Origin of the sequence: Polaribacter sp. 11A2H (genome assembly GCF_011379025.1) — a bacterium.
GTDB lineage: Bacteria > Bacteroidota > Bacteroidia > Flavobacteriales > Flavobacteriaceae > Polaribacter.
In genome coordinates, this window is record NZ_WTLD01000009.1 from 98,275 (window position 1) to 122,045 (window position 23,771).

Below are 23,771 nucleotides of genomic sequence, written 5' to 3' on the forward strand. Positions count from 1 at the left end.
TTACTTCATTCCTTGCATCATTTGCATCATCTTTTTGCCGCCGCCACCTTGCATCATCTTCATCATTTTGCTCATTTGGTTAAATTGCTTCATTAATTGGTTTACTTCATTAACAGAAGTTCCAGATCCTTTTGCAATTCTCTTTTTTCTACTGGCATTTATAGTTGTTGGTGTGCTTCTTTCTTCTGGTGTCATAGAATGAATAATTGCTTCAATACCTTTAAAAGCATCATCATCAATATCTACATCTTTCATTGCTTTACCAGCTCCAGGAATCATACCTACTAAATCTTTCATGCTACCCATTTTTTTGATTTGTTGAATCTGACTTAAAAAGTCATCAAAACCAAATTGATTTTTAGCAATCTTTTTCTGTAATTTTCTAGCTTCTTCTTCGTCGTATTGGTCTTGCGCTCTTTCTACTAAAGACACAACATCTCCCATCCCTAAAATACGATCTGCCATTCTATCTGGATGGAATACATCTATTGCATCCATTTTTTCTCCAGTACCAATAAATTTAATTGGTTTATCAACAACAGACTTAATAGATAGTGCTGCTCCACCACGAGTATCTCCATCTAATTTTGTAAGAACAACTCCATCAAAATTTAAGATATCATTAAAGGCTTTTGCAGTATTTACAGCATCTTGACCTGTCATAGAATCTACCACAAATAAAGTTTCTTGTGGATTTACAGCTTTATGAATGTTAGAAATTTCATTCATCATTTCTGTATCTACAGCTAAACGACCAGCGGTATCAATAATAACTACATTTTTACCCGTAGCTTTTGCATGCTTTATAGCGTTTTGAGAAATTTCTACAGGGTTGTTGTTACCAACTTCTGCATAAACCTCTACTCCTATTTGTTCTCCAACAACTTGTAATTGATTTATTGCTGCAGGTCTATACACATCACAACCAACTAATAAAACTTGTTTAGATTTTTTATCTTTAAGAAAGTTTGCTAATTTTCCTGAAAAAGTAGTTTTACCAGAACCTTGTAAACCAGACATTAAAATTACAGTTGGCGAACCCCCTAAATTAACACCTACAGTTTCTCCACCCATTAAGTTTGTTAGTTCATCTTTAACTAACTTTACCATTAATTGCCCTGGGTTTAACGTTGTTAATACGTCTTGACCTAATGCTTTGGTTTGAACTCTTTTGGTAAATTCTTTGGCTATTTTAAAGTTTACATCGGCATCTAATAATGCTCTTCTAACTTCTTTTAATGTTTCTGCAACATTAACCTCTGTAATTTTACCATGACCTTTTAAGGTGTGTAAAGCTTTATCTAATTTATCGCTTAAATTATTAAACATAATTCGTCTTCTTTTTTAGGAAATACAAATATATGAATTAGAATAGTTTTTTATTGAATCAGAATTAGAAAATATGTATTTAAAGATACTTATTAGTGGATTTAATATCAATTAAAAGAAAATATGTAAAGTAACAACGAAGTTTCTAATTAAATTATGTAATAATATAATTTTAAAATCGATGATTTTATCACTAAGTAAAATTGAGTAATTTAGAACTAAGTAAGTTTAGCAATAAAACTCTTCACTATAAGTCATTATTAATGTTTCTGTATGATGTTCTGTGTGATATGCCGTCCACATAATAATTTCTCTAATCGTCATTTTTCCCATTAAAGGATGCGGAAGTACCAATGTGTCTAAATTAACATCACTAATTTTTTTAATTTTATATTGTAGTTTTTTACTCTGTATTTGTAGTCTAGTTAATAGACGTTCTCTATCTTTTAATAATGGCTTTTTTACCTTTTGGTTATATGCTTTAGTTTTATCGTTATTTTCTAGTAATTTTTGATGGTACTTATTTACAATCGTTTTATAATTTCTAGGCTTTCTATTACACAATCCAAATTTATATTTTAAAAAAAATCGAGGATAACTTAAGGCATTGTTTAAAAGTTGTAAACTGTCTACTAAATGCTGTATTTGCTGGCCAACGGTCCATTTACCATCAGGTCCTTTTTCCCAGTTATCATTGGGTTCCTTTTCTAACCATTTAAATAAATCGGTGTATTTTTCTTCTAATAAATCTGCAATTGCCTCTTTTTCCATTAATAATAGATTAAGAAAGTAAGATACAAAAAAATACGTTACTAATTGTTAAGACTAAATATGTCTTTATAGCATTGTTTAATTGTAAATAGTTGTTTTTTTTCAGCAAGTGCTATTTTTTATACAATACTATTCAACTCAAACAGACATATTACTTTTTTAAACATAATCGATTTAATGAACTACTTATCTTAATTAATTTTTTCAATAGTTAACATAGTTCCAGAGGGTATTATAGTTAAACTATCTGGAATTCCTCTATCACTCTCGAAAACTCTACCTTCAACTCCAATTTTATCATTTTTAAGTAAATCTAAAATTTTCACCATCATTACAGTACTTTTATTCACCAAACTACTATTTTGATAGCTATAAGATTTTGTGTTATTTACTGATATTGTATTTTTTATAAGTTGAAATTCTCCTCCAACTCGAACATTATTTATTACTTCGGATGTAATTCTGTAAGTAATTTTATAACGTCCTGCTTTAAGTACAATAATACCATCTGAAGTATTAGTGTAGTCTGAAGAGTTGGGAGTAAAATCTTGAGATTGAAAGTTGATGGTTGTAAAATTGGAAGATTCTGCAACTGTTTGTATTGCATTTGGGTAACATTCGCTTACTGTAGGTGTAAAAGTTGTTTTAGGAATATATTTAGAAATTGTACTATCATAAACTAAAGTTTGTCCGTCTATTGGATTTATGTTGGAAACATCTATGCTTTGTATTTTTTTAACGGTTGCTGCAGCCAAAGTTCCGGAAACATCTCCTGTAATTATTAACGCAGATAAATTGGTTTGTTTTGCTATTTCTGCATCGTTTTCTAATGAAATTTCTAAATTTTTACCATCTGCATTTAAAGTATAAATATCAATTTTTTGAGTATCCGTATTTATAGTTGAAGAATTTACCCAACCTGTACCAGTAGTGGTTGCAGATAAAATTTGTCCAGTATTTCCTGCAGAATTATTTTCATCTAGAATATGACCATTTAATTTTAATGTCTGTTTTATTGTTACAGTAGTATTATTAGATATTTCATCTATGTTTAGAGCTTCAATACCACCAACTGAAAAGCTAATTTCATCTGCGACAGGGCTGTACATTCCTGTATCTGTATCATTTTTAAATCTATATGATGGTCTACCTAAAGTGCCATCAGAGTTTAAAATGCCTTCCGTTCTCATGGCCCCTGTAACATGAAGTTTATTGGTTGGAGAACTTGTTCCTATACCCAATCTATTATTGATATTATCCCAGAATAATTGAGAATTATCTTCTGTTAGTTCACCTGTTACACTTCCAAAAAATATAGATCCTTCGGTAGCTGTTGGAGATAGTTTTACCCAAGTAGTTCCGTTATAAATTTTAATAGTAGTGGGTGAGGAGGAGGTATCAAACCAAATATCGTTTTCTACTGGATTTAGATTACCCGTATTAGAGGTTGTAACTGTATTATTTCTTACATTCAGTATGGTACCTTTACTATTTATAACACGAATTTCTTGTGTATACATACAATTTACTAGCAGTAGTAAAAAAGATATAATATGTAGTTTTAGAAATTTGTGCATTTTTATTGATAAAAAATAATTTTAAAGTTAAGAGAACTAATTCTTTTATAAACGACTAGAATTATTTTAAGAAAAGTAAAATTATGACCTGTAATTTACAAGTCATAATTTTAAATATGCTATTTATTTAATAAAGTGTACTTCAAAAACATCTCCAGTATAAGCAGCACCACCTAATGCAGCGACAACTATGTTGACTTCATTAACTGTTGTAATTGTATAATCTGTACCAGATCTTAATTTAGCCCCATTTCTATAAACAGATACACGATTAACGTTTGTAGTTGCTAACATACCAATAGCATCCACAGTAAAATCGGTTGTTACATCTGCAGTTAATTCTGTTTCATCCCATAGAACGTCAATAAAGTTTGTCAATAAAAGTTTTTTTGTTTCGCCACTAGCTTCATCCCTAACTAATAATGAGTACCCAGTGGTATCAAAAGCAGTAGCAGCAGAGTTTTCGGCATCTCCGGCCGTAGCATCAATTCCATCAATTCCTGTAATTGCAAAAATAGCTCCAGATGCATCAATATAAGTATCATCAGTTAAAGTGCCTCCTAATTGCCAGGTGGTAATTATACCTCCATTGGGTGCGGTATCAGTAAACATTGTTACGCCATTACTAGATTGTAAATACTTAATTGTACCTTTATTATCAATCACTTTAATAGAACCGCCAGCTTCACCTAAAACAGTATTTGCTTGTTTTGTAAAATCTGTAGCAGCATTTGTTGATGTATTCGTTCTTTGCGCGTTTATTGCAGTGCTTATCATTATTATAAGGCTTAATACTGTTAATTTTAAATAATTTCTTTTCATAGTTTTCATTTTTAATTGATTTAGTTTTTTACGTTTTCATTTTCATTTGTTTTTATTCACAGGCTTTTAGTTTTTATTATCATTTAATAGAATTGTACTATTCTAATTTTATCGTCTTGGTAGCATTTTGCTTCTCGTTCTAATTTTATAGTAGTAGTATTAATTGCTGTAAAATTGATACGAACACCATTTCTATAAACGTCTATTTTATCCGTATTTGTAATGTTTAGGGGAGTAGTAAAATCAATTTGTCCTTCATAAGCAATTATAACTACTTGTTTTTTTTGAAGGAAAGTAGAAGTAGGTTTTTGTCTTAAGACACCGGTACTTTTATCTATTACAATTATTTTATCTTCGGTATTTGTACTTTCTAATAACCCTGCAATGGCAAATGTGTTACTTACATCTGTAGTAATTATAGTCGGTTCAATTAAAATGCCCCCTAGTTTTATGTTATCACCATTTGTATAAAGTCCATTTATTGCCTCGGTGTTTTTAGAAGATACCCAATGAGTTCCATCAAATATTTCAATACATTTACAAGTCTGGTTCCACACTTGATCTCCAGTTACAGGATCTTTAAATTGTATATCTCTAAAGCTATCATTATTTACTACTATAAGTCCAAATTCATTTGTAGGATCAAAATCATCATTAATAGGAATCCATTTTGTGTCATCCCAAATCATTAATGATGGGGTGTTATTTATACCATAATTTGTAAGCCAAATAATATCTCCCAATTGAAAAGGAGGAGATAAGTCTCCTAAAGAGTTTACTATTTTTATGTTTCCATTTCTATTTCCGTTTCCATTTTCAGGTTGAGGTATGTATAGTATCTTCTGACTGTCTAAAAAGACAAAACCATCGTTATTGTTCAAAATATTTAATTCAACATTTAAATATTTTAATTTTCCATCCCAATTAATATCATAAAAAGTATTGTTAATGGGGGTTCCTTCACCTATAATAACGGAAACCATTCCGTTTTCATCTGTATTAATTGTATGTTCTTCTATGTATTCTGTACCTGCTTTATTTGTTATTGTAAAACGCAAAGCAATTTCTTCTAGACCTAAAGGAACCTGGTTCTCTAATACATCTGTTCCAGGAATCTGAATTTCTTTAGTATTTAAAATTAGCGCCTGATAATTAAAACCTGGTGTTTGACCAAACACAAAAGTGCTGGCTAATAAAAGTAAAATAAGCAGTGTTTTATGCGAAAATTTCATGTTTTTAGAATCGTCTTCTATTGTTTAATCTTAAAATATAGAATAACAATCCGAACGAAAATGCCTTGGTGTGAAATGAATATGATTCTTCTATATTACTGTCTTGGCTTTTTTCTTTAAAACTATCGGCTACATTATATTTTATATAGGTAGATAGATTATCATGAATAACATACTCTACACTTATTCCTCTGTGTATTCTAAGTAGATTTTTGTCGAATGTATTTTCCTTGTATAAATTAACTGTATTGTCTTTAGAGGTCCTTGCTCCAGCAATAAGCCAATCGTAAGAAACATGTGCGTGTATTTGTACTTTTAATCGTCTTTCATTAACAATAGCAAAATTAGCGCCTGCTTTTAAGGTTATATAACTTAAATCATAGGTTGCTGGTATGCTAATATTACCTGAATAATAACCAATGTTAATTTTATATTTGTTGTATCCGAGACCTAAATCCCAAGTATATCTTTCTTCATATAATTTAAACCTAAAACCACCTTCCATAAAAAAATCTTGTGCTTTTGAATAACTTAAATCTAAAGAGTTATTACCTAAATTATTTACATAATTTTTAAAATAGGCATTTTCAAAACCAGTTTCAATATAGACCTGTTGTGCTTCTGTTGTATAATTTATGAAAATAAATATAACAGTTATAATTATAATATGTGAGATATTTTTCAACATCTCTTATTCTGTTTTTAGAAGCTTTTCTGTAAATGTACTAGTGCCACTTTGTATGCGTATAATATAAGTTCCTATACTATAATGTTTAAGGGGGATAAGTAAATTGTCTGTAGGGGTGTATTCTTTTGTAAAGATGATTTTACGATTGATGTCATAAATTCGTATATGAATTTTATGCTTAGTTTCTTTAGAGAAGTTAAGTGTTATAAATTCTATAAAAGGATTTGGAGAAATTACAAGTCTAAGAGATTCATCAATAATATCTAAGTTAGAATTATTGATGTTAAATATTTTACTATTATTTAAAAACCCTTGTTGAACATTTATTTTACTAGTACTTTTTGTGCCAATAATACTAGATTGACCAATGCTTTGCGCAATTTGGTACCTTATTTTATTTTTAGAAATAGATTGTACAGAATTGCTACCTACAGTAGATATTGTAGAATTTAAAAGAGTTCGTTTTGTCTGTTGAGAATAAGCTTCAAATACAAATAAAACAAGTATTATTAAAAGTGATTCTTTAATCAATGAAAATTTCTTTTTAATTATAATGGAGTTATTTTTTTAAATATATGCATTATTAACAAGAAATTAACTAAAAATAAAGTATTTTATTTATTTCTATTGATTAGTTAGCAATAAATTCTAAAGCATCACCATTAATACAATGACGTTTTCCAGTAGTGTTTTTTGGGCCATCATCAAAAGAATGTCCTAAGTGGCCACCACATGTATTACATTTTAATTCTGTTCTTGCATACCCTATTTTATAATCTACATCTAACTCTACATTTTTCGTTATTGCTCTGTCAAATGCAGGCCAACCAGAACCAGAATCATATTTGTATTCAGATTTATATAGAGGTGTTTTACAAGCAGCACAAACGTAAGTTCCTTTTGCTTTGTTTTTGTTAAAAGAGCTAGAAAAAGGTCTTTCTGTACCCGCTTCTCGCAATATATAGTACTGTTTAGCTGTCAATTCTTTTTTCCATTCAGCATTTGTTTTTTCAATAGTGTATGTGTTTTTTTCTTTGGATGGAGTCTGTGCTTTACTACTACAGCTAATCATTAAAATTACAACTAGCAAGGAGAATATATTTTTCATAATTTTTAAATGTTTTTATTTTAGACGAAAATTTTATCAGAAAATTACAGATTTAACTTTCAGCAATAAATTATTTTTTTGATAAAGATAGAATATGTAATTTTATAGAATTATAAAGAATTACCTTGTAGTGACAATTTAGAAATAGATGTGTCTTAATAATTAGTGATCATAAAAATAAATAGATGAAAAAAATAGCAGTTTTAGTTTTAACAGTTTTACTTTTTGTAGAATGTAGTACCGTACCAATTACGGGGAGAAGTCGTGTTAACTTTGTAAGTGATGCACAAGTGTTACCTACTAGTTTTGCCCAATACAGTACTTTTTTAGAAGAAAATAAATTATCTACAAATACTGCAATGTCTAACCAAATTAAAAATGTTGGTAAAAATATTGCTGCAGCAGTAGATCGTTTTATGCGAGCAAATAATATGAGCTCAGAAGCAGATTCTTATAGATGGGAATTTAATTTAGTAGATGATAAAACTGTAAATGCTTGGTGTATGCCAGGAGGGAAAGTTGTTTTTTATACGGGTATTATGCCAATTTGTGCAAATGAAAACGGAGTTGCAGCAGTAATGGGGCATGAGGTTGCGCATGCTTTTGCAAAACACGGACAAGAAAGAATGTCTCAAGGACAATTACAACAATTAGGTGGTGTTGCCGTAGCATTGGGTACTTCTGGTAAAAGTGAAGAATCTCAACAATTATGGAATACTGCATTTGGTGTTACTACTGGTTTAGGAATGTTAAAATACAGTAGAGTTCATGAACAAGAAGCAGACAGATTAGGTTTGGTTTTTATGATTATGGCAGGTTATGATGGTACAGAAGCTGCTGAGGTTTGGGTAAGAATGAGTAATTTATCTAACGGAAGTTCTCAACCAGAAATTTTAAGTACACACCCTTCTAATGAGTCTAGAATACAAGATTTAAGAAATTATTTACCAACGGCTAAAAAATATGCTGCAGAGTATAATGCCAAGTAAAAGGTATAAATAAAAAATAAGGAAACAAATAGATTTCCTATATTGTAACCGTTCAAAAAAAGATATTTTTTTGAACGGTTTTTTTATAAAATAGATTTTATGTTAAAAATTGGAGATAAAAAATTAATCAATGCTTGGGCTTTTTATGATTGGGCAAATTCAGTATATTCTTTAGTAATTAGTACCGCTATTTTTCCTATTTATTATGCAGGCTTAACCGCTTCGGAAGGTTTTGCAAATGCAGCAGGAAAAATTACTTTTTTAGGCACACTTTGGAATCCGACAACCTTGTATAATTATGCAATGGCTTTTTCATTTTTAGTGGTAGCTTTTATTTCGCCAATGCTTTCTGGTATTGCAGATTATGCTGGTAATAAAAAGAAATTTTTAAAAGGTTTTTGTTTATTAGGTGCGCTCTCTGTAATGTGTTTATTCTTTTTTACAGGAAAAGAAACGCTTTGGGTGGGAATCCTTTTTACCATTTTAGCAAGTATTGGTTTCTGGGGAAGTATAGTGTTTTACAACGCCTATTTACCAGAGGTAGCTTTACCAGAACAACAAGACAATGCAAGTGCAAAAGGGTTTATGTTAGGGTATTTGGGCTCTATTTTATTATTGCTTTTGTGCTTAGTTTTAATAGAAACTAAAGTTTTTGGTTTTTATGATAAACAATTTGGCTCACAATTATCTTTTGTCTTAGTAGGTTTGTGGTGGCTTGGTTTTGCACAAATAACCTATGCTAAATTGCCAAACGAAGAGAAAAAAGAAATACCTAAAGACAATTATTTTGCGAAAGGATTAAAAGAGATAAAAAAAGTTGCTAAAGAATTATTTGCATACAGAGAATTAAAGATATTTTTAATTTCATTCTTTTTATGGAGTATCGGCGTGCAAACGATTATATTAATGGCAGGTATTTTTGGGACTATTTTAGGTTTAGAAACTTTAAACTTAATTGCAACTATTTTATTAGTTCAGTTTGTAGGAATTATAGGCGCTTTTTTATTTTCTAGATTGTCAAATAAAATAGGGAATATAAAAACATTAAAAATTACCATTGCTATTTGGGGGTTGGTTTGTTTTATAGGTTTTAACTTAACTAAAGACACTCCGAATATAGAAATGTACTTTTATATTTTAGGAGCCTTAATAGGTTTGGTAATGGGAGCTATACAGTCTTTAGCAAGATCTACATACTCAAAAATGCTACCAAAAACAGAAGATAATGCATCTTATTTTAGCTTTTTTGATGTGACAGAAAAAATAGCCTTAGTAGTAGGTATGGTAACTTTCGGAATCTTAAATTCAATGATATCAATACAGTCTAGTGTATTGGCATTAGCCGTTTTCTTTCTAGCTGCTTTTATTTCTTTAAGTAGGATTAAGAAAACAAAATATGTGAAATAAAAAAAGTGCTGTATTTTAAGTACAGCACTTTTTTTAAACTTCTTAGTGCTTTTTATATATTAAAATTAATTCCTAAGATTATATTTCTTCCTTGGTTTAAAATTTCATCAGATTTTAATCTAGATAAATGATCTATATATTTTGTATCCAATAGGTTGTTTACAGATAAACTTGTAGAAAAGGTAATATCATTTAAAGAGATGTCTCCACCAAGACCAAAATTGATTAGGTTATAACTAGGTGAGTAGCTTTCAAATGGACCAATATTATTTTGAGAAAATGTACTTTTTAAAGTTAATGAAGCGTAACCTTGTTGCATCCATTTTTTTATGTCAAATTCAGTTCTTAGCGTATTTTTCCAAGAATTAGCTGGAATTAAAGGTAAGTAATCTCCATTATCTTGTTCGCCAATTACGGTTTCAAAAGAACTCTCTAAATGCAACCAATCTAAAGGGTGTGGGTGTAAGTGAAAGCCAAATTCACCACCATATAATTTAGCGTCTTCTTGTAAGTAACTATAAACAGGCTCTCCGTCTTCAACTTCTCCTGTTGGAGAAATAAAAATATAATCGTTTAATAAATTATAGAATCCGTTTGCAAACAACTCAAAATGTTCTGTTTTATATTCTAAAGAAAGATCAAACTGCGTATTTTTTTCATTGGCAAGATTGTTGTTTCCTTTTTCAAATCTATTGGTACCATGATGCACTCCGTTAGAAGATAATTCTGCTAAAGTTGGTGCTCTAAAACCAGTTGCTATATTTATTCTTGCTACAAAATTGTCTGTTATAGAGGTTTTAAAACCTAATGAAGATGTAAAACTATTATAAGATTTATCAACTGCTTCAAAAATATGGATTTCGTCTTCATGTGCAACTTCGTGTCTTTCTGTTTCTATATTTCTATTATCATAACGCACTCCTGCTTGTAATGTATTTCTATTCCAAGAATAGTAAGCCGTGGTAAAAACTCCGAAATCGTTTATAGTTGCATCCGGAATTAATATCTCTTCTCCAAAGTTGGTATTTGTTTGATGTAATCCTTGTACTCCGGTTAAAATTTCAACATTTCCTATTTTAGGAAAATGATATTTAGCATTATAACTAAATGTTTTTAATTTCATTCTTAAAGCAGCTTCTTCATGTTCTTCTTCTCCATGTTCATCTCCATGGTCATCTTCATCTTCATGTTCGTCATGATGCTCTTCAAATTCTTGTCTATCATTAAAAGTATACCCTAAGTCTAAATCTATTTTAGAATCGCCCAAAAAGAAATGATTATGAGAGCTTATAATATGATTGTCTATTGCTTGATAAGGTTCTAAAAGCGTTCTACTGGTAGATTGTTCTGCAACACCTTCTTCTGGCAAGCCTAATTTAGATCTGTTAAAATTATAACGAACCTCTGATGTAAAATTGTTTTTAGAATAAGCAATTCCTGTTTTAAAATCTTTTTCGTTAAAACGGGTGTTGGTAACTCTTTCATCCGTAGGGATTTTATAATCTACATGATTTGCATACGTTCCTCTTGCTAAAAATTTCCAGCTTTCTGAAGATAATTTAGCACCAACAGATGTATTTGTTCCTAATGTATTACCAAAAAAACGATGACTAACATTTAGTTCTTTAGAGTTTTCTGCCGCAAATTTTTCTGGAATTAGATATAAAACACCACCTAGTGCATCCGATCCATAAAGTAGAGATGCAGGTCCTTTTATTACCTCAATATTACTTATTCCGGCATCGTTAATACCTAAACCGTGTTCACCACCAAATTGTTGATTTTCTAAACGAATACCTTGCGTGTAGACTAAAACTCTATTACCGCTTAAACCTCTAATTACAGGTTTTCCTATAGAACCTCCCGTAGATATTTGCGAAACTCCAGGGATATTTGTAATTCCTTCTACAAGAGAGGTCGCGCCAGATTTAATAATAGATTTAGCAGAAAGGCTTTCTATTTTCATTACATTTTCTGACTGTAATTTATTAAAAGGAGCAGATATTACAACTTCATCCATGTTAAATGGACTTTCTTGTAATTGAATGTTTAGAGTTATGTTTTCTTTGTTAAATTCAATTATTTTATAAAATGTTCTAAACCCTAAATAGCTAAAAGTTATTTTTATTTTTCCCTTCGGAATGTTTCTTAAAATATAGCTTCCGTCTTCTTTGGTTGTGGTTCCTTTATGCAATTCTTGTGCATAAATTTGTACTTGCTCCAATGGATTATTGTTGCTATCTGTAATAGTTCCTGAAATGCTGTTTTGTGCATTCACAGAAAACCCTGCTACTAAAAGTAGCAATTTTATAAATGTTTTCATTGATGTTATTTTACTATTAAAATTAATTTAGACCCTTAGGTTTTTTAACACAAAGGGTTTTAATACAGTACACAGTGAAATGGAATTAATAGATTTTTTCAATTATTTCTCTTTCACAATGATATATTTAAATAGTAAAATAAGGGGGGCCTCTCGGAGGTTTTATAGATCGATAAACCTTTTTAACTCTCTGTGGTTTATCAATAAAAGTTGAAGCGTAAAAGTGTTTGGGAATTACATCATAATTAGATGTAAAGTCCATAGAGAATATGGTTAATTGCTTGTGGAATTCAGCACAGTCTAAATGCTGTTTATGTATGTGATGATCTGTAATAGAGGTACAGACAGCGTGCTCATGATTTGCTAAATCATGCAGTATTTCTATTGATGTTGGTATCATCAATAGGAAAAGGAAAAAAATGCTGAGTATTCTTTTAAACAAAAGTTTATGTAATTTATTTCACCTTATAAATAGTACCATCTGTAGCAAATTTACTAAAGCCAATTTTTGCAGAAAAACTAAAAGAACTATCTGTTACTTTCGTAATTTGAACATAAATAGGTTCCTTATCGATCTCTTTTTTTGGAGATTTCATCTTTAAAGTATAGAAAAAATTATTTTTCCATTTGATATATAATGTATCAATATGTTTTATCTTTTTTTCTCCAGAAGTACTATCATTAGAGATACTTATGATTTTATCATACTTTTCAATTTGAAGGCTATCTTTTCTAGTGATGGTTGTTTTACTATATCCATTTCCTGCAGGAATCTCAAAAACACCTTTTTTAAAGCGATCTGAGTTATCTTTTATATCTGACTGACAAGAGAAAAATATAATACTGAATAAAACCAAGAAACAAGATACAAGAGGATACTGTTTTTTAGCATCCTTTTGTCTTGATTCTTGATTCTTGTTTCTTGGTTCTGTTTTTAACATAGCTTAAATACCTGTATAATTACTTGGTGTAATTGCTTTTAATTCTTCTTTAATTTCTGATGAAACTTCTAAAGTATCAATAAAGTCTGCAATAGATTTTTGGTTGATTTTAGCATTCGTTCTCGTCAATCCTTTTAATGCTTCATAAGGATTTGGATATGCTTCACGTCTTAGAATAGTTTGAATTGCCTCTGCAACAACTGCCCAATTGTTTTCTAAATCTTGCGCAAACTTTTCTTTGTTTAACAATAATTTATTCAATCCTTTTAAGGTAGATGTAAATGCAATAATTGTATGACCAAATGGTACACCAACATTACGTAAAACAGTACTATCTGTTAAATCACGTTGTAAACGAGAAACTGGTAATTTAGCAGAAAGGTGCTCAAAAATTGCATTTGCCAAACCTAAGTTTCCTTCAGAATTTTCAAAATCGATAGGATTTACTTTATGTGGCATTGCAGAAGAACCAACTTCACCTGCTTTAATTTTTTGTTTAAAATAATCTGTAGAAACGTATGTCCAGAAATCTCTATCTAAATCTAAAATAATAGTGTTTATACGTTTTAAATTATCAAAAAGAGCCGCTAAATGATCGTAGTGTTCTATTTGAGTTGTAGGAAAAGAGTGGTGTAAACCTAATTTTCCTTGTACAAAAGTACTTCCAAATTCTTTCCAATCTATATTTGGGTACGCTACTTTATGTGCATTATAATTACCTGTTGCTCCACCAAATTTGGCAGCACTTGGTATGTCATTTAATAAGTTGAATTGCGCTTTTAAACGTACCACAAAAACGTCTATTTCTTTCCCTAATCTTGTTGGAGATGCTGGCTGACCATGTGTTCTTGCCAACATAGAAATATCTTTCCATTCAATAACTAATTCTTGTAATTTTTCTAAAAGTTCAAAATAATGAGGTACATAAACATCATTCATTGCTTCTTTTATAGAAAGCGGAATAGCGGTATTGTTTATGTCTTGAGAAGTCAATCCAAAATGGATAAACTCTTTATGTGCTTGTAAACCTAATGCATCAAACTTTTCTTTTATAAAATATTCAACAGCTTTTACATCGTGGTTTGTAATGCTTTCAATATCTTTTATTTTCTGAGCATCTTCTGTAGTAAAATCAATATAAATTTTACGTAAATCGTCAAATAAATCGTTGTTAAAATCTGCTAATTGAGGTAATGGGATTTCACACAAAGCAATAAAATATTCAATTTCTACTCGAACTCTGTATTTTATTAAAGCTTCTTCCGAAAAATAATCTGATAATTTTGATATTTTACCTCTATAGCGACCATCAATAGGAGAGATGGCATTTAATTGTGTTAATTCCATTTTTTCGTTATGTTGTTAATTGCAAAAATAGTGAATTTAGCAGATTTATGATGTTTTTTATACACGAATTTCTAGGATTATCACAAATAAATAGTTGAAGTTTCAAAACTTAACAGCCCCGAATTCACGATTTTTTTTATTAAATTCTGTAGGTGTTTTTAAATAGAAATAACCTTGCTGGATGATGAAGTTTGGCTAAAGCCTTGATAACGTTTAAAATTGAATTCCTGTGGATAAATCCACAGGCTATTTATAATCTTCTAAATGTTTTTTTTTGAATAGTTTAAATTTAAAAATTTGTTTTTTTATAGGCACAGGCTTTAGCCTGTGATTGATAATAGTGAGTATTATTGGCTTTAGCCAAAATAATTAATAAATCATATTCTGATGTTATTATTATTTGAATGAGAACAATTTAATCCCTGAAATCTGTAAAATTAGTGTCTTTTTGTACGTCCTATTAACTATATTTTTCTTTGAAACTCTGCTTAAATCTCTGCAAATAATTTTTTTCAAAGAAGTCCATGTCTTATTAACCTCTTTTTTCAATCAAACCTAAAATGAATTTTCCACGCGCTTTACAGCCTTTGCTTTCATGTATGATTTTAGTTTCTATTAAATGTTTTAATTCTGGATGAATCCATTCTTTTTCTAATCCAAATAAATATAAAGTATTCATCGTATAGCCTCTTACTGCAATTTTTTGTGGAGAAATTAACCAATCGAAACCTGTTTCTACAATGCTGTCTATGTGGTTTTTTGTAAGCTTTTCTTGTGTATTATTTTCTGTTTTTGCATAATAGGCAATTGCTAAATGTTCACAAACCTTAGCACATGGTCTTATGGCGCTATCAAATTTTACGTTTTTTATTTCTGAAGTAAAAGTATCTAAATGCGGTAAAACCCATTCTAAATGATGGTGTGTGCAAATCCATTCTAAAATCCAAGCAGCCTTTATAGAAACTTTATTTTCAATAGTAAACGTAATAGTAACCAGTTCTTTAAATAGTTGTGGGTTTTCTAAAATAATATTGGCAACTCTTTGTCGATTTTCCCTTTTAGGGGTTTCCATGTTGTGGAGTTGTTCGGTTACAAAAAGGAGATTTGTTTTTGACACTATTAATGTATCTTTGTTTTAAATTATATTTGAATGATAAAGATAAAAAGACTGTTTTTTATTTTACTATTTTTTGCTTGTTTTTTTACAAGTGAAAATTTTAATGCACAAAAAATTAATCAATTAAATGCAAATAATGAAAGGGTAGGCGTTTGGAAAAAATATTATTCGAATAAGCGAATACGTTATGTTGGTCAATTTAAAAACGGTAAAGAGGTAGGTGTTTTTAAGTTTTACGACATTACAAGTTCTGCGCATCCGGTAATTATTAAAACATTTTATAAAAACTCAGATTCGCTTTATGTTAAGTTTTTTACTTTAAAAGGTAAAATAGAAACAGAAGGAGTTTTAAAGGGGAAAGACCGTGTTGGTAATTGGAAATATTTTTATCCTGATGGTGTAATCATGTCAGAAGAAAATTATAAAAAAGGTAAATTACACGGTGCCCAAATAATTTACTATCAAGATGGTCAAGTTACAGAGTTTTCTAATTACAAAAATGGTTTGTTAGATGGTGTAAAAACTAGATACGCTAGTAATGGAGTACTTATAGAGGAGCTTACTTATAAAAACGGGGAGTTAACCGGTTTGGCAAAATACTTTGAACTAGACGGAAAGTTATTAGAAACCGGAAATTATAAAAACGGAATAAGAGTTGGCAATTGGGAGTATTATTTGGACGGAGAAGTGGCCACGGAAAAAGAACTAAGACAGAAAAGTACTTTCTCTCGTAAAAAAGAAGATTAATTTTTTGGGATTTATATTTTTAGAATGCTACTTTTAAAATTAGCAAACTTATATAAATCAAAACAATGGTTACATCAATTCTTTCAATCTATAAAAACCATTTCTAATTTGTATCTTTGCAACCTCAAAAAATAAAAATGAAACGAGTAGTTGTTGGTCTTTCTGGTGGTGTAGATAGTAGTGTTACTGCACATTTATTAAAGGAACAAGGGTATGAGGTAATTGGGCTTTTTATGAAAAATTGGCACGATGATTCTGTTACTATTTCTAATGAATGTCCTTGGTTAGAAGATTCTAATGATGCAATGATTGTTGCAGAAAAATTAGGAATTCCTTTTCAGGTGGTAGATTTAAGTGAGCAATACAAAGAACGTATTGTAGATTATATGTTCGATGAATACTCGAAAGGTAGAACGCCAAACCCAGATGTACTTTGTAACCGAGAAATTAAGTTTGATGTCTTTATGGATATCGCTTTAAAATTAGGTGCAGATTATGTTGCAACAGGTCATTATTGTAGAAAAGGAGAAGAAATTATAGACGGAAAACCAGTATATAAATTATTAGCAGGTAAAGATAATAATAAAGATCAGTCTTATTTTTTATGTCAATTATCTCAAGAACAATTAACAAAAGCATTATTTCCTATTGGTGAATTAACAAAGCCAGAAGTTAGAGCAATTGCGAAAGAAGCAGATTTAATTACAGCAGATAAGAAAGATTCTCAAGGATTATGTTTTATTGGTAAAGTTCGTTTGCCTGAATTTTTACAACAAAAATTACAACCTAAAGAAGGAGTAATTGTAACGATTCCAACGGATTTTAAGCAATACACAAAACTAGCTCCTACTTTTGAAAACAAAGAAGAAGAATTAAAATATTACGCTACCAAATTTACTTACAATAAAGAAGATGGTAAAGTGGTTGGTAAGCATCAAGGAGCACACTATTTTACAAAAGGACAACGTAAAGGTTTAAATGTTGGTGGTACAAAAGAAGGTTTGTATGTGATAGAAACCGATGTTGTAGAAAATGTAATCTATACCGGAGAAGGTAAAAATCACCCAGGATTGTATAGAAATGTATTGTTTGTTTCTAATGAAGAAATGCATTGGATTCGTGAAGACTTAACTTTAAAAGTTGGAGAAACCATGCAAGTAGCTGCAAGAATTAGATACAGACAACCTTTAGAAAATGCTATTTTACACAAGGTAGCATCTGGCTTGTATGTTGAGTTCGAAAACAAACAATCTGCCATACAAGAAGGACAGTTTGTAGCTTGGTATATAGAAGACGAATTATTAGGCTCTGGAGTTATCTCTTAAAAAATTTATAAAATCATAAAAAAGTAGTAATTTCGGAATATGAAGAAATTACTACTTTTTTTATGCCTAATTTTTTGTTTTCAGGTTTCTGCACAAGAAGATGCTTGGGTTTTTATTAAAGATAAACCTCAAGAAACTAGTTTTTTAAACAGACCTACCTTAATGCTTACTCAAAGAGCATTAGATAGAAGGTCTAAACTCAATATTCCTTTAGATTCTAAAGATGTTCCTGTTGATGAAGCGTATTATAATCAACTAAAAAATGATAAAACGATTACTGTTTTAGGGAAATCTAAATGGTTAAACGCTGTTCATGTTCAAGGAGAAGTAGTAGCTATTAATAATTTAATGTCTAATTATAGTTTTATAGCATCTGTAGAATTTGCTAATAAATCGTTGAATCTAAATGGTCAATCAAAAGGAAAAACAATAACTCCTAATCATTATAACAAGTTTAAAGAAACGCTTACAGATTTTAATTATGGTGCAACCGATAATCAAATTAAAATGTTAAAGGGAGATTATTTGCATCAACAAGAATTAACTGGGGAAGGGCAAATAATAGCAATTATAGATGCTGGGTTTCCTAATGTAAATACCTTAGATGCTTTTAGTAGAATTAGAGATAATAATCAAATTTTAGGAGGTTATAATTTTGCTGATAGAAATGATAATTTCTACACAAGAAATAGTCATGGAACGCATGTTTTGTCTTCAATTGCTGCGTATATTAAAGATGAATATGTTGGTACAGCTCCAGATGCAAAATTTTATTTATTTATATCAGAAATTTCAGAAACAGAGACTGTTTTAGAAGAGACACTTTGGGTAGAAGCGGCAGAAAGAGCAGATAGTTTGGGTGTTGACGTAATAAATACTTCTTTGGGCTATACTACGTATGATAATCCTAATCATAACCACACCTATGCAGATATGGATGGTAAAACCACTTTTATATCTAGAGGTGCAGAAATTGGGGCTTCACGTGGTTTGCTTTTGGTAAATGCCGTTGGTAATGATGGAAATAGTACTTGGAAATATATGGGAGCACCTGCAGATGCAACTTCTGTGATTTCGGTTGGAGCAGTAAATGCTTCTGGTAATATTGCAAGTTTTAGTTCTTTCGGACCAACATCCGACGGAAGAATAAAACCAGAAATTTTAGGTAAAGGTCAAAACCCAGCGTTGATACATTATAGTTCTGGAGAAATCACAACTTCATCTAGCGGAACGTCTTTTTCATCGCCTATTATGGCGGGTTTAATAGCTTGTTTAAATCAGAATGAAGGATTTCTTTTAAAAGCATCCTTAAAAAAATCTGGTGAGAATTATAATGATTATTTAAAAACTGCAGTTTATGAGTCTGCAAATCAATTTAATAATCCTACCGACCAGCATGGTTATGGGATTCCTAATTTTGAAGTTGCTCTGAATCGCTATAAGGCTAGTTTAGCTGTTTTGGATGATGCTATTATCAATTTAAATGTATATCCAAATCCAATAAAAGATCGTTTTGTAATTTCTACAGATGATCTTAATAGCGTTACAATTGAAGTTTATACTATTTTAGGTAAAAGAGTCTTAAAAAAAGAGAAGGTAACTTCAGATGCAGTTGATATTTCTTTTTTAGAAAGCGGTGTTTACTTAATGAAGGTATCAAAGGATAATCAACAAAAAATATTTAAATTAATTAAAGAGTAAAATGAAATTAAAACTATTTATTATTCTGTTTTTTACGTGTTTTCATCTGTTTTCTCAAAAGGATTCCATTGTTAATTTTTTTGATAATAACAATAAGTTAACAACAGATAAAACGAAGGCTAAGAATTTTGAGATTTTAACAAAAGTAAATGATACTCTTTGGTTAAGCAGAAAATATAGAAGAAATGGTAAACTCTTTTATTATCAACATTATAATTCTTTAGCTAAAACTGTAAAAATTGGACAAAGTATAAATTACAATAAACACGGTAAAATGATTCAACTAAGTTACTATAATAAAGAAGGACTTTTACACGGGAAATATAAATCTTGGTTTGATAATGGAAATATAAATGCAGAAGGGAGGTTATATGAAGGAAATAAAGAAGGGCTTTTTAAAATATACCATTACAATGGTGTTTTAGCGGGGAAAGCTATATTTAAAAAAGATACAATTATACAAGAAATTTACTATAATAATAACGGAGAAATAACTAAAAAAGAAGCTGTAATACGTAAAAAGAAACCAAGTTTTAAAGGAGGTCTAAAGGAATATAGAAATGAGTTAAAAAAATTAAAGCGTGCACTTAATTATAAGATAGATGGAGATGTTTATGTAAATTTTGTGATTGATATTGATGGTTCTATTACTGATGTAACTGTTGATGAAACAATACCAGAAAAATTGTACATTGAATTAGTAGATTTCTTTGAGGATATAAAAGGTTGGTCTGCTGCAATTGATAGAGGTAGAAAAATACCTTTTAATTATACACAAAAAATTAACTTTAAGTTATGACAAATAAAATAACAACTCTTTTTAATATAAAATATCCCATTGTACAAGGAGGGATGATTTGGGTTTCTGGTTGGAAGTTAGCTTCTGCAGTTTCTAATGCTGGTGGTTTAGGTTTAATTGGTACAGGTTCTATGTATCCAGATGTTTTAAGAGAGCACATTATAAAATGTAAAAAAGCAACTTCCAAGCCTTTTGGAGTAAACGTACCAATGTTGTATCCAGACATTGAAAAATTAATGGATATAATTATAGAAGAAGAGGTAAAGATTGTTTTTACTTCCGCAGGAAACCCAAAAACTTGGACATCCTTTTTAAAGGAAAAAGGAATTACGGTTGTACATGTTGTAAGTTCTGTAAAGTTTGCTTTAAAAGCAGAAGTTGCTGGCGTAGATGCTGTGGTTTGCGAAGGATTTGAAGCAGGTGGACATAATGGGAGGGAAGAAACAACCACTTTTACTCTAATACCAATGGTAAAAGAACAGGTTAAAATTCCTGTAATTGCTGCTGGAGGCATTGGAACCGGAAGAGGCATGTTGGCGGCTATGGTTTTAGGTGCAGACGGCGTGCAGATAGGAAGTAGATTTGCTGCTACAGTAGAATCTTCTGCTCATATTAATTTTAAAAATACCATTGTTGCTGTTAAAGACGGAGATACTCAGTTAACGTTAAAAGAATTAGCGCCAGTTCGCTTGGTGAAGAATAAGTTTTACAATGACGTGCAAGAATTATATAAACAAAACCCAACAAAAGAAAAACTTTTAGAATTATTAGGCAGAGCAAGATCTAAAAAAGGAATGTTTGAAGGAGATTTAGACGAAGGAGAGTTAGAAATTGGTCAAATTGCGGGTTTAATTCATGAAATAAAACCAGTAAAGGATGTTCTAATGGAGATTGTTGATGAATTTAAAGGTGTTAAATTATTGATTACTAGTGTTTAGGTTCTGTTTTTGAAAATAATTTAATTATTTTGATACGTTTGTTAATTTTTGGCATTACATTTGCAATTCAATAAACGTTGTTAGGAATTAATTTAACAACACAATATTTTTTTATTATGAATAAAGGTACCGTAAAATTTTTCAACGAATCTAAAGGATTTGGATTTATCACTGAAGAAGGATCAAACAAAGAACATTTTGTACATGTTTCAGGATTAATCGATGAAATTCGTGAAAACGATGAGGTTGAATTCGACTTACAAGATGGAAAAAAAGGATTAAACGCAGTAAACGTAAGAGTATTATAATATATTTATTACTAGTTAATTTTTTATCTAAAAGCCTATCAATATATTGATAGGCTTTTTTTATGTTCTTATCATTCAGATTAAAAAAAGTATCATAAAAAATTATGCCGTTATTCAAATTTTGGCATTACATTTGTTATTATATAAATGTTGTTAGTAATTAAATTGACAACAAATAATTTTTATTATGAATAAAGGAACAGTAAAATTTTTCAATGAATCTAAAGGATTTGGATTTATCACTGAAGAAGGATCAAACAAAGAACATTTTGTACATGTATCAGGATTAATCGATGAAATTCGTGAAAACGATGAAGTTGAATTTGACTTACAAGATGGAAAAAAAGGATTAAACGCAGTAAACGTAAGAGTATTATAATATATATTTATTACTAGTTAATTTTTTATCTAAAAGCCTATCAATATTGATAGGCTTTTTTTATTTTCGTATTAAAAAGTATTTATGATTGACGGTAGGCAAAGAAAAAATGTAGAAATAGGTTTGTTTGTAGAAATTGTACAGAAACCACATCAACGAAGTGGAGAATTAACAGAAGGTGTTATAGCAAAAATTCTAACTAAATCTCAAAACCATCCGTATGGTATTAAAGTTCAGTTAGAATCTGGGTTGGTAGGTAGAATTAAAAATATTATAGAATAAAAATACTTTAGTTAACAGGTACTTTAATCTCGTACACTTTTCTACTTTTATTGTTTAGTTTATTTTCTCTTAACCAAGGATTGTAAATTTTAAACTCTTTATAATTCATTCCAAATTTCTTTGCAAAATGTGTAATATTAGAAATTGCTGTATCAACTTTTATAGTTCTTGTTTTTGCTAAAGTGTATAGATCTTCATTTTCAAAGACAAAACCATATTTTTTAGGATTGCTTATTACTTCTTTTAAGGCAATAATTCTTAATACATATCTTTCAGTTTCATCGGGTAATTTAGCATCGTAATAATTAGTTACTTCTTGCTCATCTAACCTTTTACTAACACCATAGTTTCCTGCATTGTAAGCAGCGGCAGCTAAAGTCCAAGAATTAAAACGTTTTTGAGATTTTTTTAAATACTCAGCAGCTACTTTTGTAGATTTTTCAATATCGTAACGTTCGTCTACGTTGCTATTAATCTCTAAACCGTATTCTTTACCTGTTGCCTGCATAAAATGCCACATACCCGCTGCACCAACGTTAGAGGTTTCATCTATAAAACCACTTTCTGCCAAAGCTAAAAATTTAAAATCGTCTGGTAAACCATATTTTTTTAATAATGGTTCTAAAATAGGAAAGTACTTATTTGCTCTTTTTATCAATAATAGTCCATTAGATTGCCAATAGGTATTTACCAATAACTCTCTCTCCATTCTTTCTTTTACATCCGGTATTTCTAAAGGAACCCTTTCTCCAGCAAGATTTAAATTATTAGGTAGTTTTAATGCTTTTATTTTATAGGTTGCATGTGTACTTGTTTGTGGGTCTGTTTCATTTTTATTAATGCCATTATAAAATAAAAAAGCAACTATTAAGATGCTAAGTAGTGAAAGAAAACGGAGTGATTTATTCATGAGTTTGCAATGTTTTTGTGATTTAAAAATAAGGATGACCTGTGTTTTAACTAGTTAAAATATCGTTAATAATTTTAGTTAATTTCTTGGCTTTAGTAATAATCATAATATGGGTACCACCTTCTATTTGTATACAGTTGTTTATGTTTTTTATAGGAAATACGTGGTCATTTGTACCGTGGATGTGCGTAATGTTTTGATTCTTTTCTGTTTGTTCCCACCTAATAATAGAACCAATAGACCAGTTTAAGTATAGTTCACTTCTAACAGAAAGGTATTTCTTATAAATATGGGCTCTCTTTTTTAAAGATTTACCTAAAAAATATTTAGCATAATCTTCAAAATTTGAGACAACCTTAGTTGGAAAAAACTTATAAGCTTTTGTGAATTTCACAAATTTAAACCTTTTTGGCAGTTCTTTATGGTGTTTTACGCTAGAAATAATAATTGTTTTTTTAACATCTAGATACTTACTCATTTCTTGTACCATAATTCCGCCAAAAGAAACACCTACTAAAACAGGTTTTTCTTCTTTTACATCCTCGCTCATTCTCATTGCGTAGTTAGCAATAGACTCATCTTGAGCTATAGGTGTTATCCATTTTAAATAATGAATGTCATATTTATCTTTTGATAATTCTAAGTTTTCAAAAATTTCTGGTCCAGCTGCTAAACCAGGAACCAAGTATATTGGAATCTTTTTCATATCTATTTATTTTAATGTAGCAATT

At 29.9% G+C, this 23,771-nt stretch carries 24 protein-coding genes; 10 read left to right on the forward strand and 14 right to left on the reverse strand.

What is annotated here, in order from left to right; genetic code table 11:
* The 8 genes from ffh to msrB all read right to left on the reverse strand — a co-directional run bounded on the left by ffh (position 1) and on the right by msrB (position 7,527).
* Positions 1–1,329 carry a signal recognition particle protein gene (gene ffh, locus GQS58_RS12595; protein WP_166386417.1) on the reverse strand — a complete coding sequence of 443 codons (1,329 nt, stop codon included), beginning with the start codon at positions 1,327–1,329 and terminating at the stop codon, positions 1–3.
* 228 nt (positions 1,330–1,557) lie between these two features.
* Positions 1,558–2,100 (reverse strand): DinB family protein, encoded by a 543-nt coding sequence (locus GQS58_RS12600; RefSeq protein WP_166386419.1) that lies wholly within the window; start codon positions 2,098–2,100, stop codon positions 1,558–1,560.
* Between the two features lie 191 nt (positions 2,101–2,291).
* A complete protein-coding gene (locus GQS58_RS12605; protein ID WP_166386421.1) occupies positions 2,292–3,620 on the reverse strand; it encodes a hypothetical protein in 1,329 nt (442 codons plus the stop codon).
* A 180-nt stretch (positions 3,621–3,800) separates the two neighbouring features.
* Positions 3,801–4,499, reverse strand: a complete 699-nt coding sequence (locus tag GQS58_RS12610) for a hypothetical protein (RefSeq protein WP_166386423.1) — start codon at positions 4,497–4,499, stop codon at positions 3,801–3,803.
* A gap of 83 nt (positions 4,500–4,582) precedes the next feature.
* Positions 4,583–5,731, reverse strand: a complete 1,149-nt coding sequence (locus tag GQS58_RS12615; protein ID WP_166386425.1) for a hypothetical protein — start codon at positions 5,729–5,731, stop codon at positions 4,583–4,585.
* 4 nt (positions 5,732–5,735) lie between these two features.
* Positions 5,736–6,419, reverse strand: coding sequence for a hypothetical protein (locus tag GQS58_RS12620; protein WP_166386427.1), 684 nt, complete (start codon positions 6,417–6,419; stop codon positions 5,736–5,738).
* Between the two features lie 3 nt (positions 6,420–6,422).
* Positions 6,423–6,950, reverse strand: a complete 528-nt coding sequence (locus GQS58_RS12625) for a T9SS type A sorting domain-containing protein (RefSeq protein ID WP_166386429.1) — start codon at positions 6,948–6,950, stop codon at positions 6,423–6,425.
* A 100-nt stretch (positions 6,951–7,050) separates the two neighbouring features.
* Complete coding sequence (gene msrB / locus GQS58_RS12630; RefSeq protein WP_166386431.1) at positions 7,051–7,527, reverse strand: peptide-methionine (R)-S-oxide reductase MsrB; 477 nt, start codon at positions 7,525–7,527, stop codon at positions 7,051–7,053.
* A 185-nt stretch (positions 7,528–7,712) separates the two neighbouring features.
* Here msrB and GQS58_RS12635 point away from each other — a divergent pair, with 185 nt between their 5' ends.
* Together GQS58_RS12635 and GQS58_RS12640 are read left to right on the forward strand one after the other, a co-directional pair.
* Positions 7,713–8,516, forward strand: coding sequence for a M48 family metallopeptidase (locus GQS58_RS12635; protein ID WP_166386433.1), 804 nt, complete (start codon positions 7,713–7,715; stop codon positions 8,514–8,516).
* Between the two features lie 99 nt (positions 8,517–8,615).
* Positions 8,616–9,923 carry an MFS transporter gene (locus GQS58_RS12640; RefSeq protein WP_166386435.1) on the forward strand — a complete coding sequence of 436 codons (1,308 nt, stop codon included), beginning with the start codon at positions 8,616–8,618 and terminating at the stop codon, positions 9,921–9,923.
* 52 nt (positions 9,924–9,975) lie between these two features.
* Here GQS58_RS12640 and GQS58_RS12645 read toward each other — a convergent pair whose 3' ends face one another.
* From GQS58_RS12645 to GQS58_RS12660, 4 genes are all read right to left on the reverse strand, one after another.
* A complete protein-coding gene (locus GQS58_RS12645; RefSeq protein ID WP_166386437.1) occupies positions 9,976–12,246 on the reverse strand; it encodes a TonB-dependent receptor in 2,271 nt (756 codons plus the stop codon).
* Positions 12,247–12,701: 455 nt separating this feature from the next.
* On the reverse strand, positions 12,702–13,187 hold the full coding sequence (locus tag GQS58_RS12650) for a hypothetical protein (protein WP_240914610.1): 486 nt from the start codon (positions 13,185–13,187) through the stop codon (positions 12,702–12,704).
* A 3-nt stretch (positions 13,188–13,190) separates the two neighbouring features.
* Positions 13,191–14,534, reverse strand: a complete 1,344-nt coding sequence (purB, locus tag GQS58_RS12655) for an adenylosuccinate lyase (protein WP_166386439.1) — start codon at positions 14,532–14,534, stop codon at positions 13,191–13,193.
* 532 nt (positions 14,535–15,066) lie between these two features.
* Positions 15,067–15,606, reverse strand: a complete 540-nt coding sequence (locus GQS58_RS12660; protein WP_166386441.1) for an adenylosuccinate lyase — start codon at positions 15,604–15,606, stop codon at positions 15,067–15,069.
* A 78-nt stretch (positions 15,607–15,684) separates the two neighbouring features.
* Between GQS58_RS12660 and GQS58_RS12665 the strand changes: the two genes are divergently transcribed.
* The 8 genes from GQS58_RS12665 (at position 15,685) to GQS58_RS12700 (ending at position 22,130) form a co-directional block, all read left to right on the forward strand.
* A complete protein-coding gene (locus GQS58_RS12665; RefSeq protein ID WP_166386443.1) occupies positions 15,685–16,398 on the forward strand; it encodes a toxin-antitoxin system YwqK family antitoxin in 714 nt (237 codons plus the stop codon).
* A gap of 137 nt (positions 16,399–16,535) precedes the next feature.
* Complete coding sequence (gene mnmA, locus GQS58_RS12670; protein WP_166386445.1) at positions 16,536–17,723, forward strand: tRNA 2-thiouridine(34) synthase MnmA; 1,188 nt, start codon at positions 16,536–16,538, stop codon at positions 17,721–17,723.
* 39 nt (positions 17,724–17,762) lie between these two features.
* Positions 17,763–19,424 (forward strand): S8 family serine peptidase, encoded by a 1,662-nt coding sequence (locus tag GQS58_RS12675; RefSeq protein WP_166386447.1) that lies wholly within the window; start codon positions 17,763–17,765, stop codon positions 19,422–19,424.
* A gap of 1 nt (position 19,425) precedes the next feature.
* Positions 19,426–20,223 carry an energy transducer TonB gene (locus tag GQS58_RS12680; RefSeq protein ID WP_166386450.1) on the forward strand — a complete coding sequence of 266 codons (798 nt, stop codon included), beginning with the start codon at positions 19,426–19,428 and terminating at the stop codon, positions 20,221–20,223.
* Complete coding sequence (locus GQS58_RS12685) at positions 20,220–21,161, forward strand: NAD(P)H-dependent flavin oxidoreductase (RefSeq protein WP_166386452.1); 942 nt, start codon at positions 20,220–20,222, stop codon at positions 21,159–21,161. Before GQS58_RS12680 ends, GQS58_RS12685 begins: the two co-directional genes overlap by 4 nt.
* Positions 21,162–21,277: 116 nt before the next feature.
* The gene (locus GQS58_RS12690) at positions 21,278–21,469 is read left to right on the forward strand and encodes a cold-shock protein (protein ID WP_018943662.1); all 192 of its coding nucleotides are present in this window, start codon (positions 21,278–21,280) and stop codon (positions 21,467–21,469) included.
* A gap of 187 nt (positions 21,470–21,656) precedes the next feature.
* Positions 21,657–21,848, forward strand: coding sequence for a cold-shock protein (locus GQS58_RS12695; protein ID WP_018943662.1), 192 nt, complete (start codon positions 21,657–21,659; stop codon positions 21,846–21,848).
* Between the two features lie 84 nt (positions 21,849–21,932).
* Entirely contained in the window at positions 21,933–22,130 is a 198-nt protein-coding gene (locus tag GQS58_RS12700; protein WP_158837947.1) for a YwbE family protein, read from the forward strand.
* A 7-nt stretch (positions 22,131–22,137) separates the two neighbouring features.
* On the opposite strand, the gene GQS58_RS12705 is transcribed toward GQS58_RS12700, so the two are convergent.
* Positions 22,138–23,040, reverse strand: coding sequence for a lytic transglycosylase domain-containing protein (locus GQS58_RS12705; protein ID WP_166386453.1), 903 nt, complete (start codon positions 23,038–23,040; stop codon positions 22,138–22,140).
* Between the two features lie 46 nt (positions 23,041–23,086).
* Positions 23,087–23,746: an alpha/beta hydrolase gene (locus GQS58_RS12710; RefSeq protein WP_166386454.1), complete on the reverse strand. Its 660-nt coding sequence runs from the start codon at positions 23,744–23,746 to the stop codon at positions 23,087–23,089.
* Positions 23,747–23,771: the final 25 nt, after the last annotated feature.